Source organism: Bacillus sp. 123MFChir2, from assembly GCF_000383235.1.
GTDB lineage: Bacteria > Bacillota > Bacilli > Bacillales > Bacillaceae_G > Bacillus_A.
Genome location: NZ_KB910985.1, coordinates 1 through 19,110, shown reverse-complemented (window position 1 = coordinate 19,110; position 19,110 = coordinate 1). Strand labels below are relative to the sequence as shown.

At 38.1% G+C, this 19,110-nt stretch carries 25 protein-coding genes and 1 pseudogene; 16 read left to right on the top strand and 10 right to left on the bottom strand.

All coding sequences use genetic code 11. From position 1 onward, the window contains the following. The 4 genes from H280_RS0121070 to yunB form a co-directional block, all read left to right on the top strand. On the top strand, positions 1 to 732 hold a 732-nt coding region (locus tag H280_RS0121070; protein ID WP_020063099.1), incomplete at its 5' end, for a thiol-activated cytolysin family protein. A gap of 273 nt (positions 733 to 1,005) precedes the next feature. Continuing rightward, complete coding sequence (locus H280_RS0121065; RefSeq protein WP_331271156.1) at positions 1,006 to 2,412, top strand: bifunctional metallophosphatase/5'-nucleotidase; 1,407 nt, start codon at positions 1,006 to 1,008, stop codon at positions 2,410 to 2,412. A 69-nt stretch (positions 2,413 to 2,481) separates the two neighbouring features. Next, positions 2,482 to 2,784 (top strand): YunC family protein, encoded by a 303-nt coding sequence (locus H280_RS0121060; protein ID WP_020063097.1) that lies wholly within the window; start codon positions 2,482 to 2,484, stop codon positions 2,782 to 2,784. Between the two features lie 52 nt (positions 2,785 to 2,836). Continuing rightward, entirely contained in the window at positions 2,837 to 3,574 is a 738-nt protein-coding gene (yunB, locus tag H280_RS0121055; RefSeq protein WP_020063096.1) for a sporulation protein YunB, read from the top strand. Positions 3,575 to 3,592: 18 nt separating this feature from the next. Here the strand turns inward: yunB and H280_RS0121050 are convergent, their stop codons facing one another. Beyond that, complete coding sequence (locus H280_RS0121050; protein ID WP_020063095.1) at positions 3,593 to 4,582, bottom strand: M23 family metallopeptidase; 990 nt, start codon at positions 4,580 to 4,582, stop codon at positions 3,593 to 3,595. A 189-nt stretch (positions 4,583 to 4,771) separates the two neighbouring features. Between H280_RS0121050 and lipA the strand changes: the two genes are divergently transcribed. Together lipA and H280_RS0121040 are read left to right on the top strand one after the other, a co-directional pair. Then, positions 4,772 to 5,668: a lipoyl synthase gene (lipA, locus tag H280_RS0121045; protein WP_020063094.1), complete on the top strand. Its 897-nt coding sequence runs from the start codon at positions 4,772 to 4,774 to the stop codon at positions 5,666 to 5,668. 62 nt (positions 5,669 to 5,730) lie between these two features. Then, positions 5,731 to 6,063, top strand: coding sequence for a DMT family transporter (locus H280_RS0121040; RefSeq protein WP_020063093.1), 333 nt, complete (start codon positions 5,731 to 5,733; stop codon positions 6,061 to 6,063). Positions 6,064 to 6,092: 29 nt separating this feature from the next. Here H280_RS0121040 and H280_RS0121035 read toward each other — a convergent pair whose 3' ends face one another. The 5 genes from H280_RS0121035 to H280_RS0121015 form a co-directional block, all read right to left on the bottom strand. After that, positions 6,093 to 6,560, bottom strand: coding sequence for a YbaK/EbsC family protein (locus tag H280_RS0121035; RefSeq protein ID WP_028411333.1), 468 nt, complete (start codon positions 6,558 to 6,560; stop codon positions 6,093 to 6,095). A 50-nt stretch (positions 6,561 to 6,610) separates the two neighbouring features. Then, a complete protein-coding gene (locus H280_RS25930; RefSeq protein WP_020063091.1) occupies positions 6,611 to 6,769 on the bottom strand; it encodes a hypothetical protein in 159 nt (52 codons plus the stop codon). Then, entirely contained in the window at positions 6,744 to 7,322 is a 579-nt protein-coding gene (locus tag H280_RS0121025) for a histidine phosphatase family protein (protein ID WP_020063090.1), read from the bottom strand. The genes H280_RS25930 and H280_RS0121025 overlap by 26 nt, the downstream gene beginning before the upstream one ends. 151 nt (positions 7,323 to 7,473) lie before the next feature. After that, entirely contained in the window at positions 7,474 to 8,250 is a 777-nt protein-coding gene (locus H280_RS0121020; RefSeq protein ID WP_020063089.1) for a YhfC family intramembrane metalloprotease, read from the bottom strand. Positions 8,251 to 8,710: 460 nt separating this feature from the next. Next, positions 8,711 to 9,283, bottom strand: a complete 573-nt coding sequence (locus H280_RS0121015; protein WP_020063088.1) for a YhcN/YlaJ family sporulation lipoprotein — start codon at positions 9,281 to 9,283, stop codon at positions 8,711 to 8,713. A gap of 255 nt (positions 9,284 to 9,538) precedes the next feature. Between H280_RS0121015 and H280_RS0121010 the strand changes: the two genes are divergently transcribed. Further along, positions 9,539 to 9,841 (top strand): YutD family protein, encoded by a 303-nt coding sequence (locus H280_RS0121010; RefSeq protein ID WP_020063087.1) that lies wholly within the window; start codon positions 9,539 to 9,541, stop codon positions 9,839 to 9,841. Positions 9,842 to 9,966: 125 nt separating this feature from the next. Here the strand turns inward: H280_RS0121010 and H280_RS0121005 are convergent, their stop codons facing one another. Both H280_RS0121005 and glpX read right to left on the bottom strand, forming a co-directional pair. Further along, positions 9,967 to 10,233: a DUF3055 domain-containing protein gene (locus H280_RS0121005; RefSeq protein ID WP_020063086.1), complete on the bottom strand. Its 267-nt coding sequence runs from the start codon at positions 10,231 to 10,233 to the stop codon at positions 9,967 to 9,969. A gap of 15 nt (positions 10,234 to 10,248) precedes the next feature. Then, positions 10,249 to 11,220: a class II fructose-bisphosphatase gene (gene glpX / locus H280_RS0121000; protein ID WP_020063085.1), complete on the bottom strand. Its 972-nt coding sequence runs from the start codon at positions 11,218 to 11,220 to the stop codon at positions 10,249 to 10,251. A 148-nt stretch (positions 11,221 to 11,368) separates the two neighbouring features. Between glpX and hepT the strand changes: the two genes are divergently transcribed. From hepT to H280_RS0120965, 7 genes are all read left to right on the top strand, one after another. Then, the gene (gene hepT / locus H280_RS0120995; protein WP_020063084.1) at positions 11,369 to 11,809 is read left to right on the top strand and encodes a type VII toxin-antitoxin system HepT family RNase toxin; all 441 of its coding nucleotides are present in this window, start codon (positions 11,369 to 11,371) and stop codon (positions 11,807 to 11,809) included. A 72-nt stretch (positions 11,810 to 11,881) separates the two neighbouring features. Beyond that, the gene (locus H280_RS0120990; RefSeq protein WP_020063083.1) at positions 11,882 to 12,517 is read left to right on the top strand and encodes a helix-turn-helix transcriptional regulator; all 636 of its coding nucleotides are present in this window, start codon (positions 11,882 to 11,884) and stop codon (positions 12,515 to 12,517) included. 92 nt (positions 12,518 to 12,609) lie between these two features. Then, positions 12,610 to 13,374 (top strand): TIGR01457 family HAD-type hydrolase, encoded by a 765-nt coding sequence (locus H280_RS0120985; protein WP_020063082.1) that lies wholly within the window; start codon positions 12,610 to 12,612, stop codon positions 13,372 to 13,374. Between the two features lie 315 nt (positions 13,375 to 13,689). Further along, positions 13,690 to 14,571, top strand: coding sequence for an ABC transporter permease subunit (locus tag H280_RS0120980; protein ID WP_020063081.1), 882 nt, complete (start codon positions 13,690 to 13,692; stop codon positions 14,569 to 14,571). Between the two features lies 1 nt (position 14,572). Further along, a complete protein-coding gene (locus tag H280_RS0120975; RefSeq protein ID WP_020063080.1) occupies positions 14,573 to 15,565 on the top strand; it encodes an ABC transporter permease subunit in 993 nt (330 codons plus the stop codon). Between the two features lie 38 nt (positions 15,566 to 15,603). Continuing rightward, positions 15,604 to 15,825: a hypothetical protein gene (locus tag H280_RS24095; RefSeq protein ID WP_020063079.1), complete on the top strand. Its 222-nt coding sequence runs from the start codon at positions 15,604 to 15,606 to the stop codon at positions 15,823 to 15,825. A gap of 148 nt (positions 15,826 to 15,973) precedes the next feature. Next, positions 15,974 to 16,507: a hypothetical protein gene (locus tag H280_RS0120965; RefSeq protein WP_020063078.1), complete on the top strand. Its 534-nt coding sequence runs from the start codon at positions 15,974 to 15,976 to the stop codon at positions 16,505 to 16,507. Between the two features lie 96 nt (positions 16,508 to 16,603). Here H280_RS0120965 and H280_RS25440 read toward each other — a convergent pair. Continuing rightward, positions 16,604 to 16,729, bottom strand: a pseudogene (locus H280_RS25440) (NAD(P)H-dependent oxidoreductase); the annotation flags it as partial. Between the two features lie 123 nt (positions 16,730 to 16,852). On the opposite strand from H280_RS25440, the gene H280_RS0120960 reads away from it, so the two are divergent. Further along, entirely contained in the window at positions 16,853 to 17,326 is a 474-nt protein-coding gene (locus H280_RS0120960) for a GNAT family N-acetyltransferase (protein ID WP_020063077.1), read from the top strand. A 50-nt stretch (positions 17,327 to 17,376) separates the two neighbouring features. Here the strand turns inward: H280_RS0120960 and H280_RS0120955 are convergent, their stop codons facing one another. After that, the gene (locus tag H280_RS0120955; protein WP_020063076.1) at positions 17,377 to 17,868 is read right to left on the bottom strand and encodes a phosphatidylglycerophosphatase A family protein; all 492 of its coding nucleotides are present in this window, start codon (positions 17,866 to 17,868) and stop codon (positions 17,377 to 17,379) included. 117 nt (positions 17,869 to 17,985) lie between these two features. Here H280_RS0120955 and yutH point away from each other — a divergent pair, with 117 nt between their 5' ends. Next, positions 17,986 to 18,987: a spore coat putative kinase YutH gene (yutH, locus tag H280_RS0120950; protein ID WP_020063075.1), complete on the top strand. Its 1,002-nt coding sequence runs from the start codon at positions 17,986 to 17,988 to the stop codon at positions 18,985 to 18,987. Positions 18,988 to 19,110: the final 123 nt, after the last annotated feature.

Below are 19,110 nucleotides of genomic sequence, written 5' to 3'. Positions count from 1 at the left end.
GGAGTAAGTAATGCGGCTCCGCCTGTTATGGTGTCAAATGTGGCTTATGGTAGAACAGTTTATGTGAAATTAGAAACATCATCTAAGAGTAAAGATGTACAAGCTGCCTTTAAAGCACTACTTAAGAATAACAGCGTCGAAGCGAGTGGACAGTACAAAGATATTTTTGAAGACAGTACCTTTACTGCTGTAGTATTAGGCGGAGATGCAAAAGAGCATAACAAGGTTGTTACAAAAGATTTCAACGAAATCCGAAATATCATTAAAGATAATGCAGAATTAAGCTCTAAAAATCCAGCATATCCAATTTCATATACTAGCACTTTCTTAAAAGATAATGCGGTTGCTGCTGTTCATAACAATACAGATTATATCGAGACAACAACTACAGAATATTCTAGTGCGAAAATGAAACTTGATCATTACGGTGCTTATGTTGCTCAATTCGATGTATCTTGGGATGAATTCTCATATGATGAAAATGGAAAAGAAGTATTAACCCATAAAACTTGGGAAGGAAACAACAGAGACAAAACGGCTCATTTCTCTACAGTTATACCACTTCCACCAAATTCAAAAAATGTAAAAGTCTTAGCAAGAGAATGTACAGGCCTTGCATGGGAATGGTGGAGAACCGTTATTAATGAACAAAATGTCCCGTTAACAAATGAAATCAAAATTTGGATTAGCGGAACAACATTATACCCAACTTATAATATTAGTTATAATTAAAGGTGATGTATACGTTCGAAGCGCCCTGTTTACAGGGCGTTTTTTTCATGGCCGGAAATATATCGGCGGTTCGACACAATATAAAGATTCCTCGACCACGTTCGACACATAAAAAGCTTTTCATCATTCCCTAACTTTCAAAGAAGAAACTTTTGCTTTTTCCCTCAATGAGAGTACAATGTAAAATAGCAAGAAAAGACGAAAAGTATTTACAGGATTCAAGCTTACATATAGCGTAAACTAGAAGTATGGAATTGAGAGGAGGTTTTTTCTCTGCAAGAAGTTACAATTCATCTTTATCATACGAATGATATACATAGTCATTTTGAAAATTGGCCGCAAATTTCTCGTTTTGTGTTAGAAGAGAAAAGGCGTCGCCAGGCTGCTGGTGAAGCGGTCTTTACATTAGATATTGGCGATCATGTTGATCGTTTTCATATGATTTCTGAGGCAACGGATGGAAAGGGAAATGTGCAGCTTTTAAACGCGGCGTTGTACGATTACGTAACGATTGGGAACAATGAAGGGATTACTCTTGCTAAAGAGCAGCTCGATCATCTTTATGACGATGCGAATTTTGAAGTGCTTGTTGCCAATTTATTTGAAAGTGATCAAACGCGTCCAAAGTGGGCAAAGCCATATGTAATGCAAACGCTTGATAGTGGAGTTACGATTGCATTTATCGGTTTAACAGTCGCATATCCTGACTTTTATGCGAAGCTAGATTGGCATATTGAAGATCCATATTTGCATTTAGAAGCGATTTTAGAAGAGGTGCGTTCGCAGGCCGATATTATTGTTGTGTTGTCTCATTTAGGGAAAAATGCAGATGAATACATGGCGGAGAATTATGATATAGATGTTATTTTAGGTGCACATACTCACCATTTATTTGAACGCGGTATATTGGTGAATGGAACGCTTCTTTGTTGCGGAGAGAAGTGGGGCTATTATGTCGGACATGTGCAAATAGACGTGGATCTACAAACAAAGAAAGTGACGAAAAAAGATGGACGGGCAATTCATACGAAGCGATTAGGCGCATACGGGGGCTCTCATATTTTATTAGAAGGGCTTGAACAAGAGAGTCAGGTCATCATGGCGGATGCGGTTGTTACTTTAAAAGAATCGTTAGAAATGGATTGGTTTCAGGAAACAAAATTTGTTCATATGCTTGCCGAGTCTCTGAAAGAATGGTGCGATGCTGAAATCGGTATGGTAAATGCGGGCGTATTACTGGAAGGACTACAAGAAGGTGTTGTTACACGAGGAGATATTCATCGCATTTGTCCGCATCCGATTAACCCATGCCGCTTAAAAATAACAGGAAAAACATTGCGAGAGATCATTTTGAAAGCGCGTCGTCCCAATATGGAACAGCTTGAAGTAAAAGGTTTGGGGTTTCGTGGAAAAGTCATGGGAAAAATGATATATGCGGGCGTTGAAGTGATCCCAGATACGATTCCGGGTAATAAAATATTACTTAAAGATGTGATTATCAATGGAGAACAATTAGACCTAGAACGAATTTACACAGTTGGGACGATTGATATGTTCACATTCGGCTATTTATATCCAGAGCTTGCGGTTGTATCAGAAAAAGAATACTATATGCCAGAACTACTTCGTGATGTGTTGACAAATACATTACTGACATACGCACAATCTGTAAAATTATAGACTGCTACGTTGTTATATTCACATTCATTTTTCTCTTTTCATACAGATAAAGAGAGAGGAGTGTGAACTATGGTTAATATAGAACCTATTATAATAAATGAACATACGTTTATAGCAGTGAGTGTACAGCTTCCGAAAACAAATCTGTTAGCTGTCATGAGCGATAAAGGATATATTATGTGCGGTGCGCTAGATGTGGCGTTATTAAATGAAAAGTTAAGCGATCGCGGCATTCTCGCAGGACGCGCCGTTGGAGTTAGAACAATTGAGCAGTTGTTAGAAGCACCCCTTGAGTCAGTTACGGTTGAGGCAGAGAGATTAGGAATTACAGCCGGTACAATTGGAAAAAAAGCATTGTTAAAAATGATTTAATATATCGTCCCTCCTTTTTGCATATACATGTGTAAGAAGGAGGGATTTTGTTATGCGTGCGTTTCGCCCCCGAACTTCTCGATTTCGGAAAGGACCATTGCCATTTCGTTACGTATTGCTTATTTCATTTGCTATTTTTGTTTTTCTTACCTTACAAGGCTTGTGGCTTGTGAATAAAAGCATTCGCCCAACGGTAATGAGATATGCGGAAATGCAAACGAAGCGGACGGCGACAGTTGTGATGACGAAGGCAGTGAAAGATAGGGTTGCACAGGGCATCAATGTTGATTCATTAATGAAAGTGCAAACTGATAAGAACGGAAAAGTGGCCACGATGGATGTGAACACAGAAGCAGTGAATGAGATTTTAACCTCGACTACAACGTACATAGAAAAATATTTACACCAAGCAGAGAAAGGGGATACGAAGGCGTTAGGGATACCAGAAGAAGGTGGGCCTTCACTATCTGTTCCACTCGGTAGAATTACAGACAATGCTTTGCTTGGTAATATAGGTCCAGATATTCCGATTACATTTACAACGATTGGCGATGTGTATACGAATATTAAGCAAGATTTTGAGCCGCACGGTATTAATAATACTGCGATTAAAATTGTGATGGAAATTGAAGTGACGCTTCAGGTGATTATTCCATTTCATACGAAAGAAGTTACGGTAAAACAAGATATTCCGGTAGCAACTCGTATTATTCAAGGTGAGGTGCCCGGGTATTACGGAAGCGGCGGAGTGGTTGCGCCGGAGAAGAAAGAGAAAAAAGCGGATAACTAATGTTTTCCGCTTTTTTTGTTATTTCTTCATATTCATGCGTTCTTTTCGTTCCCATAAGCTTAAATGCATATATGGATCAAATGCCCATTCTGTATAGCCGTTATCTTTATATAACCCAAAGTGCAAGTGAGGGGGGAATTTACCAGCTGTTCCAGGAGGACCATATCCAGTGCTGCCGACAAACCCAAGGACGGTTCCTGGTTCAATGATTTGTCCAAGCTGTATTTCTTTTGAAAATCCGCCTAAATGTGCGTAATAGTGGTAGTTGTTGTATAAGTCGCGAATACCGATGCGCCAGCCACCAAGGCGATTCCACCCTTTCGTTTCAATAATGCCATAGCAAGTAGAACGAACAGGTACACCATGCCCAGCGAAAATATCTGTCCCCTCATGCATACGCCGTCCGCCGAAGCTTCGTTTCGCCCCAAATGTGCTGCGGTAGCTATGGTTGCTGTGAATGGGCAAGGGGAAGGCATTTCCTTCTAAATCAATTCGATTGTACTGTTTATACATACGGGCATATCCTAATATTAACTCTACTGTTTTTGACCGCTGATAATATTCCCACAGCATAATTTTTAATTGGTCTCGATTTGCCCCTTGTTTTCCTATTATGGTAGCCATTGTGTAGAGAACGTCTTTTTCGTTATTTGCATCTGCTAATCCGTCGGCGTTTCCATCTAAGCCCATGCCTCCAAATAAGGAGATTGTATAAGGCTTTGTATCATGTAAGTTTGGATTAGCTGGGCCAGCCCATATTTCTGGTTTGAAATAAATTGAAATCGTAGCATCTGGCTTTTTCGGAATATCGCGGCGTACGGAACGAATATTTCTCTCGTACTGATCAATGGCAGCGAAGTAATACCATGGAATAAGAGAGACGGTTTCCATTTCTTTGTATAATGTCATTCGCATATTATATATATCTTGCTTGTTTTCTTCCCCATGCACAATATTCGCTTGAAGAAGAAAATAAATAAAAAGAAAAAGGAAAAGTTTTCGATGCACGGTAGTAAGCTCCTTTCCGAATCACTACCTTTAGTGTGAGATATACACGATATTTCATTATAAGTAATAATTGGAAAGAGTTCTTGCAATCTTCATTTGAGCAAATCGCTTTCATGCGATAGAATAGATATGTTACATTGAAAGAAGCGAACACGGTAAACTATTTCATATTGTGCGGAGTTGATGAACATGACAAAACAAACAGAATACAAGCGCAAGCCCGAATGGTTAAAAATTAAATTAAATACAAATGAAAACTATACAGGCTTAAAGAAAATGATGCGTTCTAAAAACCTTCATACCGTTTGTGAAGAGGCGAAGTGTCCGAATATTCACGAATGCTGGGCTGTTCGTAAAACAGCAACATTTATGATTTTAGGTGCAGTTTGTACACGTGCATGTCGCTTTTGTGCTGTAAAAACAGGCTTACCAACAGAGCTTGATTTACAAGAGCCAGAACGCGTAGCGGATTCCGTGTATCAAATGAACTTAAAACATGTTGTTATAACAGCGGTTGCACGTGATGATTTGAAAGACGGAGGAGCGGAAGTTTTTGCGGAAACAGTGCGTGCTGTTCGTCGCAAAAGTCCATTTACGTCTATTGAAGTTTTACCATCTGATATGGGTGGGGTAGAAGAAAATTTAAAAATGTTAATGGATGCACGTCCTGATATTTTAAACCATAACATTGAAACAGTGCGTCGATTATCTGACCGAGTTCGCGCAAGAGCAAAATATGATCGTTCATTAGAATTTTTACGTCGTGCAAAAGAAATGCAGCCAGACATTCCGACAAAATCAAGTATCATGCTTGGGCTTGGTGAAACAACAGAAGATATTATCGAAGCAATGGATGACCTGCGTGCAAACAACGTTAACATTTTAACGCTTGGTCAATATTTACAGCCGTCTAAAAAACATTTACCGGTTATTAAATATTACACACCAGCAGAGTTCGCAGAGCTAAAAGAAATTGCACTTAGCAAAGGATTTAGTCACTGTGAGGCTGGTCCACTTGTGCGTTCTTCTTACCATGCTGATGAGCAAGTACAATCTGCAAAAGAGAATACAGTTGCAGCAAAATAATGAGAAGATCCTTCTTAGTAACTTAGCTAAGAGGGATTTTTTTTCGAGAAAGGGAGAATTTTATGAAAGGATTTGTTTTATTAGCATTTGCAATTGTAAGTGAAGTTTTTGGAACAACGATGCTGAAGTTGTCGGAGGGCTTTACGAAAGTGTGGCCAAGTATCGGAGTTGTTCTTGGTTTTGCATCTGCCTTTTATTTTTTATCACAGACATTGCAGCATCTTCAAATTAGCACTGCTTATGCGATTTGGTCCGGAGTTGGTACGGCGTTAACGGCAGTAATTGGTGTTCTCGTTTGGAAGGATGCTTTTACATGGCAAACACTCGTTGGTTTAGTGCTTATTATTGGAGGGGTTGTTGTGTTGAATTTGTCAGGTTCTGGTGCACATGGATGAAACAAGAGCTGAAGTTTTCAGCTCTTGTTTCATTCATATTCTAATACGGTGTTTCCACATGTGGATAAAATTTTTCGCAATTCTTCTGTGGATAAGGAAATTGTAAATTCAGGGACCCCAGGTGAAATTAATATTTTTTCGTAATGATAAATAGAAGAGTCCACAATAATCGTTACATCTTGTGTATAACCAAACGGAGCAACGCATCCTGGAATGCATCCTGTCATCTCTCTTAGCTCATCAGGTGAACAAAGTGAGACACGTGTACCAATGATGTCTTTCATTTGCTTTATATCAAAGCGAGATCCTTCTAACGTAAAAAAGACATAGTAATCCCCAGATTTTGTTTTCATAAACAGGCTTTTACTCGGTTCGCCTTCTAGGCCAAGGCGCTCTCGAATGAGCTGATCTGTTTCATAATCTAAAATAGGTTCATGTTCAAACTTCTCATATAAAACATTTGTTTTATGTAGTAATGAGATGACTTCTTCATACATCGGAATGCAAACTCCTTTCGCTTCATGTTTTGAATGTTTTCCACAACTTTTCAAATTACATCTAACTTTTTGAAAACAAGTCCTTCTTCAATTCGTTTTTGCAACCATGCTTTCTTTTGCAGGACTCCGCGTGCCATTCTCTTGTCAGATATAGCGCAGCAAATGTGTTCTGATTCTAAATTATCAGCAGTTACGTGAATTCGTTTCACAATGTATCCCCCACAATCTGTGGATAGTTGCTGCATCTTGTTCGACCGTAATTTCGTATACGTCTGGATTGCTTAAGCTTTTCCATGTGGAAAACCCAATGCTTTCGTCAAAAACCTTTAAAATAAGTGTGAATAAATTACCGTGTGTAACGAGCAGTGTTGTTTTTGGTGTATCATCTTGTAATATGCTGTGGATAAGTGATTGAACTCTCTCTGTCGCTTGGCGCGTAGATTCTCCGCCAGGAAAAGCGACATCTATGTCTATAAAAGTTTGTTCTAACATTTGTAGCCAATTACTCATTGGGACGCCGCTTAGTACACGCTCAGTTAACCGCTCGTCCTCTTGAATAGGGAGTCCTATATGTGACGCGTAAGGTGTAATGGATTGGACGGTGCGAATAAAAGGGCTAGAGATAATGTTTTCAATAGGAATCTGTTCATCGATGAGAAAACTGGCAAGGTCGTTGGCTTGTTGCTCACCTATTGCTGTAAGGGTGGCATCATGTTCTTGTCCAGTTGCTGAGCAATGGCGGACAACAATTAACTTTTTCATATTGTATCCCTCTCTTTTCTGGCAGATGGTACCCATGTACCCTGTTATATAGGCGAACTTGTACATACTTCGACAAATAAAGTGAAAAACCTTCTATTTTTTCTAATTATTAGGAAGTTTATGGCCTATAAAAAAGCTAAGCCGGCTCGGCTTAGCTTGTATGTTCTAATGTGAATTTTGTTTTGATGTTATGAATAATCATGTAAGCACCGATACCAAACAGTATCATAAGTCCCTCGATTACGAACAAATTGATTTGCCCGCGTTGGTAAAGTGCTGCGAAAAAGTCAGTAAACGCATGAAGGAATACTGCTAATCCTACAGACATGTACTTTTTATGCTTTACCCCGTATAAGACAAGTAATGTAAGAGCGATTTGCATAATAAAAGCAACGAGTCGCTCTACGCCACCAAATAAATACAGATAAGGTGGATTATGTACTAATGCATCTTGGACGGAGCTGAGTTGGGGTACTTTCTCAATCATTTGGGCGAAGGTACCATTATTAATTGCAAAAGCGAATACAAGGGTTTGAGCCCCAGTAGTTGCTCCGATTAATAATGATTCAATTCCCCCGTGACCAATTCCGTAAGCGAGACCGTCTTTATATTCCTGGTACTTTTTAAGTAGAAAGTAAAAGGCAATAAAACGGCCTAATTCTTCAAAAATGCCAGCTGTTAATCCACCATATAGGGCATAGAGAAACGAATTTTTTAACAGTGAAGCTGTTGCTGGATTTCCCAATATAAATACATGTAACGTTTTCTCTAAAATTTGTGAGAATCCAATAAAAAATACAACTCCCACACCGACAATTTTAAAAGAGATTCTATACTTTTTCCGAAAATAAATGAGAGCAATAATCGGAATAAGAACAGAAATTGCGATTTGGACGATTATACTCCCAATTGCTGCATTTGAAACCATATAAATTTCACCACTTTCCATATAAATCCAAATTTAAAAACTGACATAAAACCATCTTTTTTTAGGTGGGCGAGAGCATCTGGCCATGCATAGAAGCGGTCAGGAACTTTTACTGCCACATGCAAAGTTTAAACAAAGTCAGAAAGCGAGTTGAAGTTCCTTTTTTTCTGCATAGCAGCAATCTATATGTCGGAAAATCAAAATGGATTCATATAATATATATATTATATATTATGCATGAAAAACGGTGAAATGTTTAAGAAATAACCTGAGATTATCTTCCCAGGTTATTTGATTCAACAGGTAGTACTTTATCCCGCATCAACGGGCAGTAAGACCCCACCTCAAGATTTGGAGAGAAGCGAAGAAGATAGGTGGGGGATAACTGCCCGTAAAAGTCTGATTGGGGGGCTTTCCATCAGTGAGGGATGAAGAACTCCCCACTGATGGAAGTTCCACTTTATTTCATCGTATTAGGCATTGTATCTGTCTGTGTATTGTTTAAGTGCGGCTTTTTGCTCATCTCATGTTTAAGCATATCAAGTGTTTGGGCATATTCTTTGTCGTTTAATGTGCCTGATTTTAGTCCTTGAATTTGCGATATTAATTTTTGCTCTGTCGATACATATGCTTTGTAATAGCGGGGAACGATAGACAGTGCTGTTTTTTGGAGTTGATCAGCAACTAAAGCTGGGTCTGTTGTATTTGCTCGGTAAACAATAAACACTTCGTCATCTGTTACAAGTGTTGCGGCATTCATCACATCTGGTAGTTTCACGGTTAAATCTGTAATCATTTCTGCTAATCGTTCTTTGTTAATGCTACCAACTTCACGATTGGAAACTTCATCTTTTTGTTTGTGAGAATAGCCAACCCTTGTTAACATGCGGTTTGGGACATCTTTCCCGTATAAATCTTTATGTTCTGACACGAGTACACGGCTTCCTTCTTCACGTTTCATTTCAGCTTTCTTTGTTTGGCATCCAGCAAAGATGGAAAGAGTGAGAAGGGATAAGAGCAGTTGTTTTTTCATGATGATTTTCTCCTTCTTGATGAAAGTTTCACTCTACCCCGCTCTAACGGGCAGTAAAAGCTAGGGAAAATAAGGTAGTGTTAACTGTTCGTAAGAGCCCGATTGGTGAGGGGTGACCTTTTGGAGAAAAGCACTCCAAAAGGAAGCTTCACCTTATAGCATTTCCCACTAAGAAGGTTTTTTGTATTTGAAATTGTTGGTTTTGTGGCTTTATGATACGATAAAAAGAAGAAAGAGTAAGAAAGGGATTGGAAAATGGAGCAGAAGCAGGAGATTCGCACTACAGTTTATGTGAATAATATCCATTATGAAGTAATAGAAGAGAAACGAAATGGATTTAATGAAGAAGCATTTAAAGCTCGTTATGCAGAAATTTTAAATAAATATGATTATATTGTGGGCGATTGGGGTTATGATCAACTTCGTTTGCGCGGCTTTTTTGATGATAGTAACCAGCGCGCAACGTATGACACAAAAATTAGTACGTTATCAGAGTATTTATATGAGTACTGTAATTTTGGATGTTCGTACTTTGTACTGAGAAAAGTAAAGAAATAAAAAGAAGGAGCTGGCTTTAAAAGTCAGCTCCTTCTTTTTATTAGATAAAGGAACGTGGGACATTCGTTTGGATGTCTTGCGGTATGAAAAAATCACCAACTCTTTTGTAGGTTGGTGATTAAAAATTACATTAGTTCAAATAAAAATGAGCGTAATTCTTCTGCATTTTCTTCAGAAATCGAAAATGCATGTTCTAAGTAGCCAGGTTCTTCTAAATCGTCACGACCGATAATTGCAAATTTATTGCGCTGCATATCAAGGACGATTGTTTTGCCATAATGACGATCGGAGTACAAAAGTGCTAAATCGTGGCGCTCGTTTTCTCCCATAAAGCTTACGAAACGCGTTTTCGTTTCTACTGTGTCATCGTAAAGAAAAAAACGTTCTTCCATGAACATGACTCCTTTTTAAATATCTAAATTTAAGTGTGGTTTATGATCTAAATGGTGGTGCGTTTTAATAAAGCGCACTGTTCTTGTTTTATAGCGCATAACGATTGAATATGTTTCGGCTAAATCGCCGCCAAGGAATTTCACACCGTCTAATAACTCGCCAGCAGATACACCTGTTGCTGAGAAGATTGCATCATCACCAGATACTAAATCATCTAGCATAAGCAGTTGACGCGGGTTTTCTAAGCCCATTGCAAGGCAGCGTGTTTCTTCTTCTTCATTCATTGGAACGAGACGCGCTTGCATTTCTCCGCCAAGACATTTTAGTGCAGCAGCAGAGATAACGCCTTCTGGGGCACCGCCAGTACCGATGAATAAGTCGATTCCCGTGCCTGGAAGAGCTGTTGCGATAGAGGCACCAACATCACCGTCACCAAATAGTTTTACACGTGCACCTTTTGCGCGAACACGGTCAATAATTTCTTGATGACGTTCACGCTCTTGGATAATAATTGTTAAGTCGCGAATTTTTTTATTGTTTGCTTCCGCTACAATTTCAATTGTTTTTTCAATTGGATCATCTAAGCTAATTTTTCCAGCTGCATTTGGACCAACCGCGATTTTTTCCATGTACATATCAGGAGCATGTAGGAGGTTTCCTTTATCAGCGACAGCGATAACAGCCATTGCATTTGCAAGACCTTTTGCTACAATATTTGTTCCTTCTAACGGGTCAACGGCGATGTCTACTTCTGGACCGTTTCCTGTTCCGAGCTTTTCCCCAATGTAAAGCATCGGTGCTTCATCAAGTTCCCCTTCGCCAATCACAACAGTACCTGCCATGTTAACAGAGTCAAACATTGTGCGCATTGCAGTTGTTGCTGCGTCATCTGCCTCGTTTTTCTTTCCACGGCCCATCCATTGTGCGGATGCAAGGGCTGCTGCTTCTGTTACACGGACAATTTCTAATGCGAGTTCACGTTCCATTGTGACATTCCTCCAATTCCGAAAATCATACAAGTATAACTATAACAAAGAACGAGAAAAAGGTGAATTCGAAAAATTGTCGATTTTTTTTGAATAAAGGGGTACAATTGGGAATGAAAATGCTTTAATTTCCAGGTAGGTGACATATATGTACTTTGTAGACCGTAAAAAAATTGAACAAATGTTACAGTGTTTAGAGAAAGTTGTTGCGGCATTTCAAATGAAACAAGAATATAAGGGAGAGCTTGATGAATATGCGTTAGAGCGTATGGCGCATCTCATGATCGATTGTATTTTAGATGTAGGTAATGCCATGATTGATGGATTTATTATGCGCGATCCAGGCAGCTATGAAGATATTATTGATATTCTAATGGATGAAAAAGTTGTTACAAATGAAGAAGGAGAACGTTTAAAAGAAGTTGTTCGTCTTCGTAAAATGATTGTACAAGAGTATGTGAATATGAACCACACAGACGTGTATAATACAGTACAAAAGCATATTGATATGGTGAAACAATATCCTGCTAATATTCGTCGTTATTTGGAACAAGAACTTGGACCAGTATCTGCGTTTGCAGGAGATTAGATTATGTTGGTTCTAATGGGCCTTGATGTACACGGTCCATTAGAACTTTAGGAAAGGAAAGTAGGTTGAGAAATGGGGGAATCGACACGTTCCACGAAAGAGGAAATTCTTCAACTTTTAAAAGTAAGAGGAGAACAAACTGTTGCGGCATTAGCAGAATCGCTGCAAATTACGGAGATGGCTGTGCGCCGTCATTTAAATAATCTCGAAAAAGATGGGCTTATTGAAATGAATTTGGTGCGGCAGCATGTCGGAAGACCGATGTATGTGTACTGCTTAAGCACAAAAGGCGAAGACTTGTTTCCGAAACAATATAAGCAATTTGCAGTCGAGATGTTAGAAGATTTGCAGCATATTGGCGATGAAAAGCTCGTTGAAAAGATTTTGCGAGCAAGAACGAATCGTATAGAACAACAATTAGCAAGACGTGTGAATCGGAAGGAAACGACATTAGAACGCTTAACAGAAATTGCAATGATGCAAGAAAAAAATGGGTATATGGTGCGTGTAGAACAAGAAAACGAGCAATCTTTCATTCTACAAAAACAAAATTGCCCGTTAATGGAGATAGCTGAAAAGTTTCCGCAAATTTGTCACGATGAGAAGAGTATGTATAATAAGTTATTGCCAACTGCTGATGTGAAAGTATTATCATCTATGTGCGGTGGAGACTGTTTCTGTTCGTATCAAATAAAAGAAAAAAAATGAACATTACAAGACGCTTTTGGAAAAAGCGTTTTTTTCTTTTGGAAAAAAGGATACGATAAGAAGAGAGTAAGTATCAAAAAGGAGTGACACCTGTGTATAAAGGCTATTTAATTGATTTAGACGGAACAATGTACCGAGGCGAAGAACGGATTGAAGAGGCGAGTGATTTCATAAAGGCGCTGCAAGAGCGTAACTTACCTTATTTATTTGTGACGAACAACTCGACTCGTAAACCAGAGCAAGTTGCAGATAAACTGCTTCAGTTTGATATTCCAGCTACACCGGAGCAAGTATTTACGACAAGTATGGCCACAGCGAATTTTATATATGAAAGAAAACAAAATGCTTCTATATATATGATTGGAGAAGAAGGTTTACGTGATGCACTTGTGGAAAAAGACTTCACACTTGTGGATAGTAATCCTGATTTTGTCGTTGTTGGGCTAGATCGAGAAGTTACATATGAAAAATTAGCAAAAGCATGCTTAGCTGTTCGAAACGGGGCAACATTTATTTCTACAAACGGTGATATTGCCATTCCGACAGAACGCGGCTTATTACCAGGAAACGGTTCTTTAACATCTGTTGTAACAGTATCCACAACAGTAAATCCAATTTTCATTGGTAAACCAGAATCCATTATTATGGAGCAAGCATTAAAAGTACTTGGAACAACGAAAGAAGAAACATTAATGGTTGGGGATAACTACGACACAGACATTTTAGCAGGCATGAATGCGGGCATGAATACATTACTTGTCCACACAGGAGTCACATCTGTGGAAAAATTAACAGAATATGACGTGCAACCAACGCATGTTGTCCACAGCTTGACGGAGTGGATTGAGAAGATGTAAGAAGAGATAGGCAATCGTAAATGATTGCCTATTTTTTATGATAAATGTGGTCGAATGATGTGAGATTTTCTTTCTACTTACAGTTTCTTCCCCTATTATAACAAGCTCTATTTTCCTTTCCCTATAGACATCTTATACACTAGGAACTTTGATTGATTTGCTAAGAAAATGAACTAACACAGGTTGGTATTATTAAAATGATCCATTCAAGCGAAGAAGACGAAACATCAAATTCTAATGCGAAAATAGAAAAATAAAAAGGATTTTCCGACAAATTCATCGTATATATTACATAAAATATATGGGGAGGCATATATGAAAAAAATACTTACAAATAAATTTGTCGAAATACCGATTCATCTCGCCTTATCGACAATCGTCATTTTCTTTTTAGGTACATTGCCGCAATTATTTATTGGTATGGAACTTAACGTTCATAATTACATCCGCTCTATTACATCGACATTTTCAAAACTGGTTGGCAATAAACCGTTAACCTATTATGGCCCTTATATGGACCCATCAATCGGGAGGCCATTATTTCCGCAAATTTTCATACAGTACAAAGAAACTGCATTTGTTTTCTTGATGTCCTTACTAATTTCTGTACTCGTTTCTTTCATCATCGTATACATCATTCTGCAACTATCAAAACGTAAACAAGAAAAAATAAAGGTCTTTCTCGACTTTCTTGAGTCCATTCCAGATATTTTATTCATCCTCGGATTACAGTTACTTGTTGTGTATATTTACAAAAAAACAGATGTCCTTATTATGAATATCGCAAGCATAGGTGATAAAAAAGTCGTTTTGCTTCCAATACTATGCCTTAGCTTACCTACCATTATACTATTTGTAAAATTACTTTTATTTCGCTTTGAAATAGAATTGCAAAAAGATTATATATTGTTAGCCCGTGCAAAAGGGCTCAGTAAACTACATATTTTAAATCATCACGTGTTACGTAATGTGTTATTGAGTACGCTTTATTTCTCGAAAACAAACATATGGTTTATGTTATCAAACTTATACATCATTGAATATTTTTTCAATATCCAAGGCACTTTTTTATTCATAAAAGATTACGGTATTCCTGAAGTGTTCATCATTTCACTGCTACTCATTTATATACCAATTTTTATTATCTTTAAGTTGTTTCACATTTTCATTCCAGACGAATTGAAAGGAGAAGTATAATATGTGGCATACATTAAAAAAGGATAAATCCTTCATTGTTAGTGTTTCCTTTCTCCTTCTTTTCGTCATTGCAAGCATCGGAAACTCTATCTTCATGGACGGAGAAGTTCGCCAAGTGTCGATACGATTTGATGAAAATGGAGAAGTAGAAGCAGCACCGTTTCCTCCTTCTTTAGAATTCCCACTAGGTACAGATAAGAAAGGTTATGATTTATTGCACCGCGTCATCGAAGGAGCAAAATGGAGTATTGGCGCTGCCTTTCTCATCGCAGCCATCCGCACCATTTTGGGGATTGGGATTGGAATTTTTATTGCTTTTTATATAAAGCGAACTTTTCGAAATCTTGAAGCTACATCTGATAGCTTTACCGTTATTCCAATGACACTCATCGCTTTTTTTATGCTAGTGAATGTATTGCAATTTGAGAATGGCGAAATACCTCCGCCCTTTTATCAACGCATTTTCTTTCAAATGACGGTTCTTATCGTTCTAGCACTACCGACGCTGTCTCTTTATTTTGCAAATGAAACGAAGAAGCTATTGTCAGAAGAATTTATGCGCGCTGCTCGTACACTTGGCGGTAACAAGTGGCACCTTATAAAGATACATTTATTTCCGAATTTACTTCCGCTCTTCATGATTGTCTTAATGCAGCAATTTGTACAAGCTTTAATTCTCTTCGCACATCTAGGCATATTAGAGATTTTCTTTGGTGGAACCATTGTCTTCTCTGGCGGTGAATCTGAATCCGTCAGCAGCGAATGGTCTGGGCTTATCGGCTTATATTTCCGCTCTTTATCAGTACATTCTTGGATTCCACTGGTACCGATTGGCTGTTTTACCCTTACTATTATTGCGGGGAATACAATTGTGCGCCGCATGAAAGTAGCGATGGAGAGACAATATCAGCCAAAAGAACAAATAGATGAACACGACAAGGATCAACGGGTACCTGTAACAGCGAATTCATTTACATTTTACAAAGAAGATTAAAAGCTGTATCTTTGGGGCCGAAGGAAGTCGGTGCAGGTATGGGATTTCTCAGCTTCTCCTGCTTTTTAGCAGAAGGCCTAGGGATAGCAATTGTTGGTGGGTTATTAACAAAACATAGTTTAGAATATTCGTTCCTTTCCACTATACAAAATACGAAAGCGTACTTGTATAGTAATGTATTAATCATTTTTATTGATACTGTGTTAATTTCTGCAACTATCTATACAGTAGCGTATAGCCGAAAAAGACATGAATTGTAATGGGTATTTAGAAGCCGAACAAGGTGTTTGGCTTCTTTTATTTTTAAGGGCTTGTATGGGATGACTATAAGAAAAATATGTAAAATTGCATTTTTGATACGAAAATAATTAGTTAAGATAGAAGTATGGAAGAGAAGGAGGTTTAGAAATGAACCCAGTATTAATGGTTATTCTTATTTTCATGACAAGTGCTTTCGCAGTGCTACTATGGAAAGTATATAAGATAAATAGCATGAAAAAGAAAATTGGCAAACGGATTGCAATGTATCGCCGGGCAAAACAATGCTTCTCTATGCTATTTTGTCCTATTTATTTTATTGGACAACTTGTTTTAACGTATGTTAAATATTCGAATGGTGAGATTGATAGTTTTGAAAAGTTTTTATTAAAGGCGGGAGTTTATGCTGCCACAATTTGCTTTACGAGCCTTTTAACGGTTCAATTGTTAAGGGACATCGAGGTTTATGAAGCAGGAGTTGTGGATGGAATAAATTATTATCCTTATCAAGAAGTAAAAGGTTATAAAACATTCGTACCGGGACAATTTCCGCAAGAGAATATCTTTTTGGATCGTGGTATAGAAAAGTGGAATAATAATGTGAATTTATTGATTCGAAATGAAGATATAAAAGAGTTAGAAGAAGTTCTGCAAAGATATATTCCTAAAATGATTGGCAACTAAAAAATCCACCTCACAAGGTGGATTTTTCATTAGAACAAACGCTTCACAAGTTCTTTCACTTTTTCAAGGTATTGTTTTCTCGTCTCATTATCCACAGAAGGAACACTCGTATAGAACGCGCACTTCGTGTCCTTTTTCTTGTAGTTGCCCTTGTAGTGCTTCTAAAATCGCATGGTTAAAACTTTGTGGATTCGGGTGTGCATAAACGATTAAATGTTTCATTATATTTAATCTTATATGTGGATATTGTGTTATATGACGGGGGTAATAAAGAAAATGCTTTGTGTAACAGGAATTCTTTTCGTGTAGGCGAATAGGTATAAGGAAAGTGAGGAGAGCATACAAGTGAACATTCATAACCTTACATTAGAAGAAGCGGAAGAAATTAATACATGGCAATATGCGGCCCCGTATGAACTGTATAGTTTTACTGGGGAAGCTGAAACGTTAAAAGAATTGCTCGATGGTACATATTACGGCGTTTGTGATGAACAGGATACATTCATCGGTTATTTTTGTTTTGGGAATAACGCGCAGGTGCCAGGCGGAAGAGATGCGAAGTTATACACAGGTGAGCGCGCCATAGATATCGGACTTGGGATGAAACCGGCGTTAACCGGAAAAGGACTGGGGATATCTTTTTTACAAGCAGGATTGCAGTTTGCGAAGGAAGAGTTTAAGCCAGAGATAATTCGATTAAGTGTTGCAGCTTTTAATGAGCGGGCCATTCATCTGTATATGAAAGCGGGCTTTCAAAAGAAAGTTTCTTTTGTGAGCAGAGGTAGAGAATTTCAGCTTATGGAGTATGAGGAGAAATAAATAAGAAAACCAGCTCTTTTTATATAGCAGCTGGTTTTCTTGTTTTTGTATTATTCAGCATGTGCAGCTCTATGCGCCAAACGACTTGATGCAGCAGCAGCAATCGCTCCCACGATATCATCGAGGAATGTATGAACTTTACCTGTAGATTTATCGTTTAAATATTGTAAAATACCTGGTTTTAATTTATCAATATAGCCAAAGTTTGTGAAACCGATTGAGCCGTATACGTTGACGATAGATAAGGCGACAACTTCGTCTACTCCGTACAATCCTTCATCGCGGTGGATGATGTCTTGAAGAGGAGCGCTTAGCAAACCTTTTTCAGCAAGAACATCTAATTCAATTCCTGTAATGAGGGCATTTTGTACTTCACGTTTGGATAAGACGCGTTCTACGTTATAACGACATTCTTCCATTGCTAAATTTGGATGATATTTTTTTTGAAGAAAATGAACGAGTTCTGCAATATCGTCAATTTTTACACCACGTTCTTGTAGTAATTGTAATGCTCTTTCTTGTAGTTCATTTCGTTGTGTCATGTTTATCACCTTTTTTTCTTTTTAATATTGTATACGTATAGGTGTATGATGTGCATAGGCATGAAAGTTAATTACCAGCTCATATATATATAGAAAAACATGTAGGTGGCGAGTACGATGATTCAACATATTTATGAGAACTATCATATACACGTCAAAGAATTTACACCTCTTGGTCCTTATAAAAGCTTTTGGGTTCGTAATAAAATTTATGTGCTTCTTCCTACGGATCATTTGCAAGAAGAAGAGCTTGTTGAAATGAAGAAATTAAGTGATTATATGAATCAGCAAGGTGATATTACCGTTGCGAAGTTTGTGCCAAACGTACAAGGTTATTACGTTAGTGAGCTAGAAGAAGCAAATTATTGTTTGTTAAAAGGAGTACGTACGTTAGAGCGTAATGTTATTTCATTAGGAAGTGAGCTATCGTTATTTCATAAACGCGGTGCATTCTTTTCAGAAGAAATTGAACATCTTAGCCGAATTGGTGAATGGAAGGCGCTTTGGGAAAAACGATTAGATCAGCTCGAACGTTTTTGGCAATCCAAAATGGTGAGTCACCCTACTGATATGTTTGAACAGTTATTTATTGAGTCATTTCCGTACTACTTAGGTCTTGCCGAAAATGCAATTCAATATGTAGTAGATACAGAACTTGATGATACTCCTCAAGTTGCTGATGCTGCAACCATTTGTCAGGAACGATTTACCCCCTTGCTCTGGCAGCAGACAAAGCGATTAAAGCTGCCGGCTGATTGGGTATATGATCATCCAAGCCGTGACTTAGCCGAATGGGTACGTTATACTTCTTTTGAAAAAAAAGAGAACTGGGAAGAAACGATCGTCCAGTTTTTAAGCGATTACGAACGGAACTATCCATTATCTTCGTTTGGCTGGCGGTTATTATTTGCCCGTCTTCTCTTTCCCCTTCATTATTTTGAAACAGTTGAAGGATATTATTTAGCGGGAAGCGAAGCACAAAAATATGTATATCAAGATAAGTTAGAAACCATTTTGCAGCGCGTAGATCAGTCGGAACAATTTCTTCAGCAGTTTTATGATTTAATACATCTACCCATTGATAAGTTAGGAATTCGTAAGCTTGATTGGCTTACGTGATATGTAATTTAGAAAAAAGAGACCGTGGTGGGTCTCTTCTTCTAGATTATCTAGCTTCAGCGGCTAGAACAGTCGGTGGCTTCGCGTCTTCCGCCGAGGTAAAAAGCGCCTCTATGTCAGAAG

Bases quoted from the DNA above. Each gene is read 5' to 3' on its own strand.
- H280_RS0120975 (WP_020063080.1), top strand. From the start codon at position 14,573: ATGTGGCATACATTAAAAAAGGATAAATCCTTCATTGTTAGTGTTTCC.
- hepT (WP_020063084.1), top strand. From the start codon at position 11,369: ATGTACTTTGTAGACCGTAAAAAAATTGAACAAATGTTACAGTGTTTA.
- H280_RS0121060 (WP_020063097.1), top strand. From the start codon at position 2,482: ATGGTTAATATAGAACCTATTATAATAAATGAACATACGTTTATAGCA.
- H280_RS0120965 (WP_020063078.1), top strand. From the start codon at position 15,974: ATGAACCCAGTATTAATGGTTATTCTTATTTTCATGACAAGTGCTTTC.
- yunB (WP_020063096.1), top strand. From the start codon at position 2,837: ATGCGTGCGTTTCGCCCCCGAACTTCTCGATTTCGGAAAGGACCATTG.
- H280_RS0121010 (WP_020063087.1), top strand. From the start codon at position 9,539: ATGGAGCAGAAGCAGGAGATTCGCACTACAGTTTATGTGAATAATATC.
- lipA (WP_020063094.1), top strand. From the start codon at position 4,772: ATGACAAAACAAACAGAATACAAGCGCAAGCCCGAATGGTTAAAAATT.
- H280_RS0121035 (WP_028411333.1), bottom strand. From the start codon at position 6,560: ATGTATGAAGAAGTCATCTCATTACTACATAAAACAAATGTTTTATAT.
- H280_RS0121015 (WP_020063088.1), bottom strand. From the start codon at position 9,283: ATGAAAAAACAACTGCTCTTATCCCTTCTCACTCTTTCCATCTTTGCT.
- H280_RS0121005 (WP_020063086.1), bottom strand. From the start codon at position 10,233: ATGGAAGAACGTTTTTTTCTTTACGATGACACAGTAGAAACGAAAACG.
- H280_RS24095 (WP_020063079.1), top strand. From the start codon at position 15,604: ATGGGATTTCTCAGCTTCTCCTGCTTTTTAGCAGAAGGCCTAGGGATA.
- H280_RS0120990 (WP_020063083.1), top strand. From the start codon at position 11,882: ATGGGGGAATCGACACGTTCCACGAAAGAGGAAATTCTTCAACTTTTA.
- yutH (WP_020063075.1), top strand. From the start codon at position 17,986: ATGATTCAACATATTTATGAGAACTATCATATACACGTCAAAGAATTT.
- H280_RS0121040 (WP_020063093.1), top strand. From the start codon at position 5,731: ATGAAAGGATTTGTTTTATTAGCATTTGCAATTGTAAGTGAAGTTTTT.
- H280_RS0120955 (WP_020063076.1), bottom strand. From the start codon at position 17,868: ATGACACAACGAAATGAACTACAAGAAAGAGCATTACAATTACTACAA.
- glpX (WP_020063085.1), bottom strand. From the start codon at position 11,220: ATGGAACGTGAACTCGCATTAGAAATTGTCCGTGTAACAGAAGCAGCA.
- H280_RS0120980 (WP_020063081.1), top strand. From the start codon at position 13,690: ATGAAAAAAATACTTACAAATAAATTTGTCGAAATACCGATTCATCTC.
- H280_RS0121025 (WP_020063090.1), bottom strand. From the start codon at position 7,322: ATGAAAAAGTTAATTGTTGTCCGCCATTGCTCAGCAACTGGACAAGAA.
- H280_RS0121020 (WP_020063089.1), bottom strand. From the start codon at position 8,250: ATGGTTTCAAATGCAGCAATTGGGAGTATAATCGTCCAAATCGCAATT.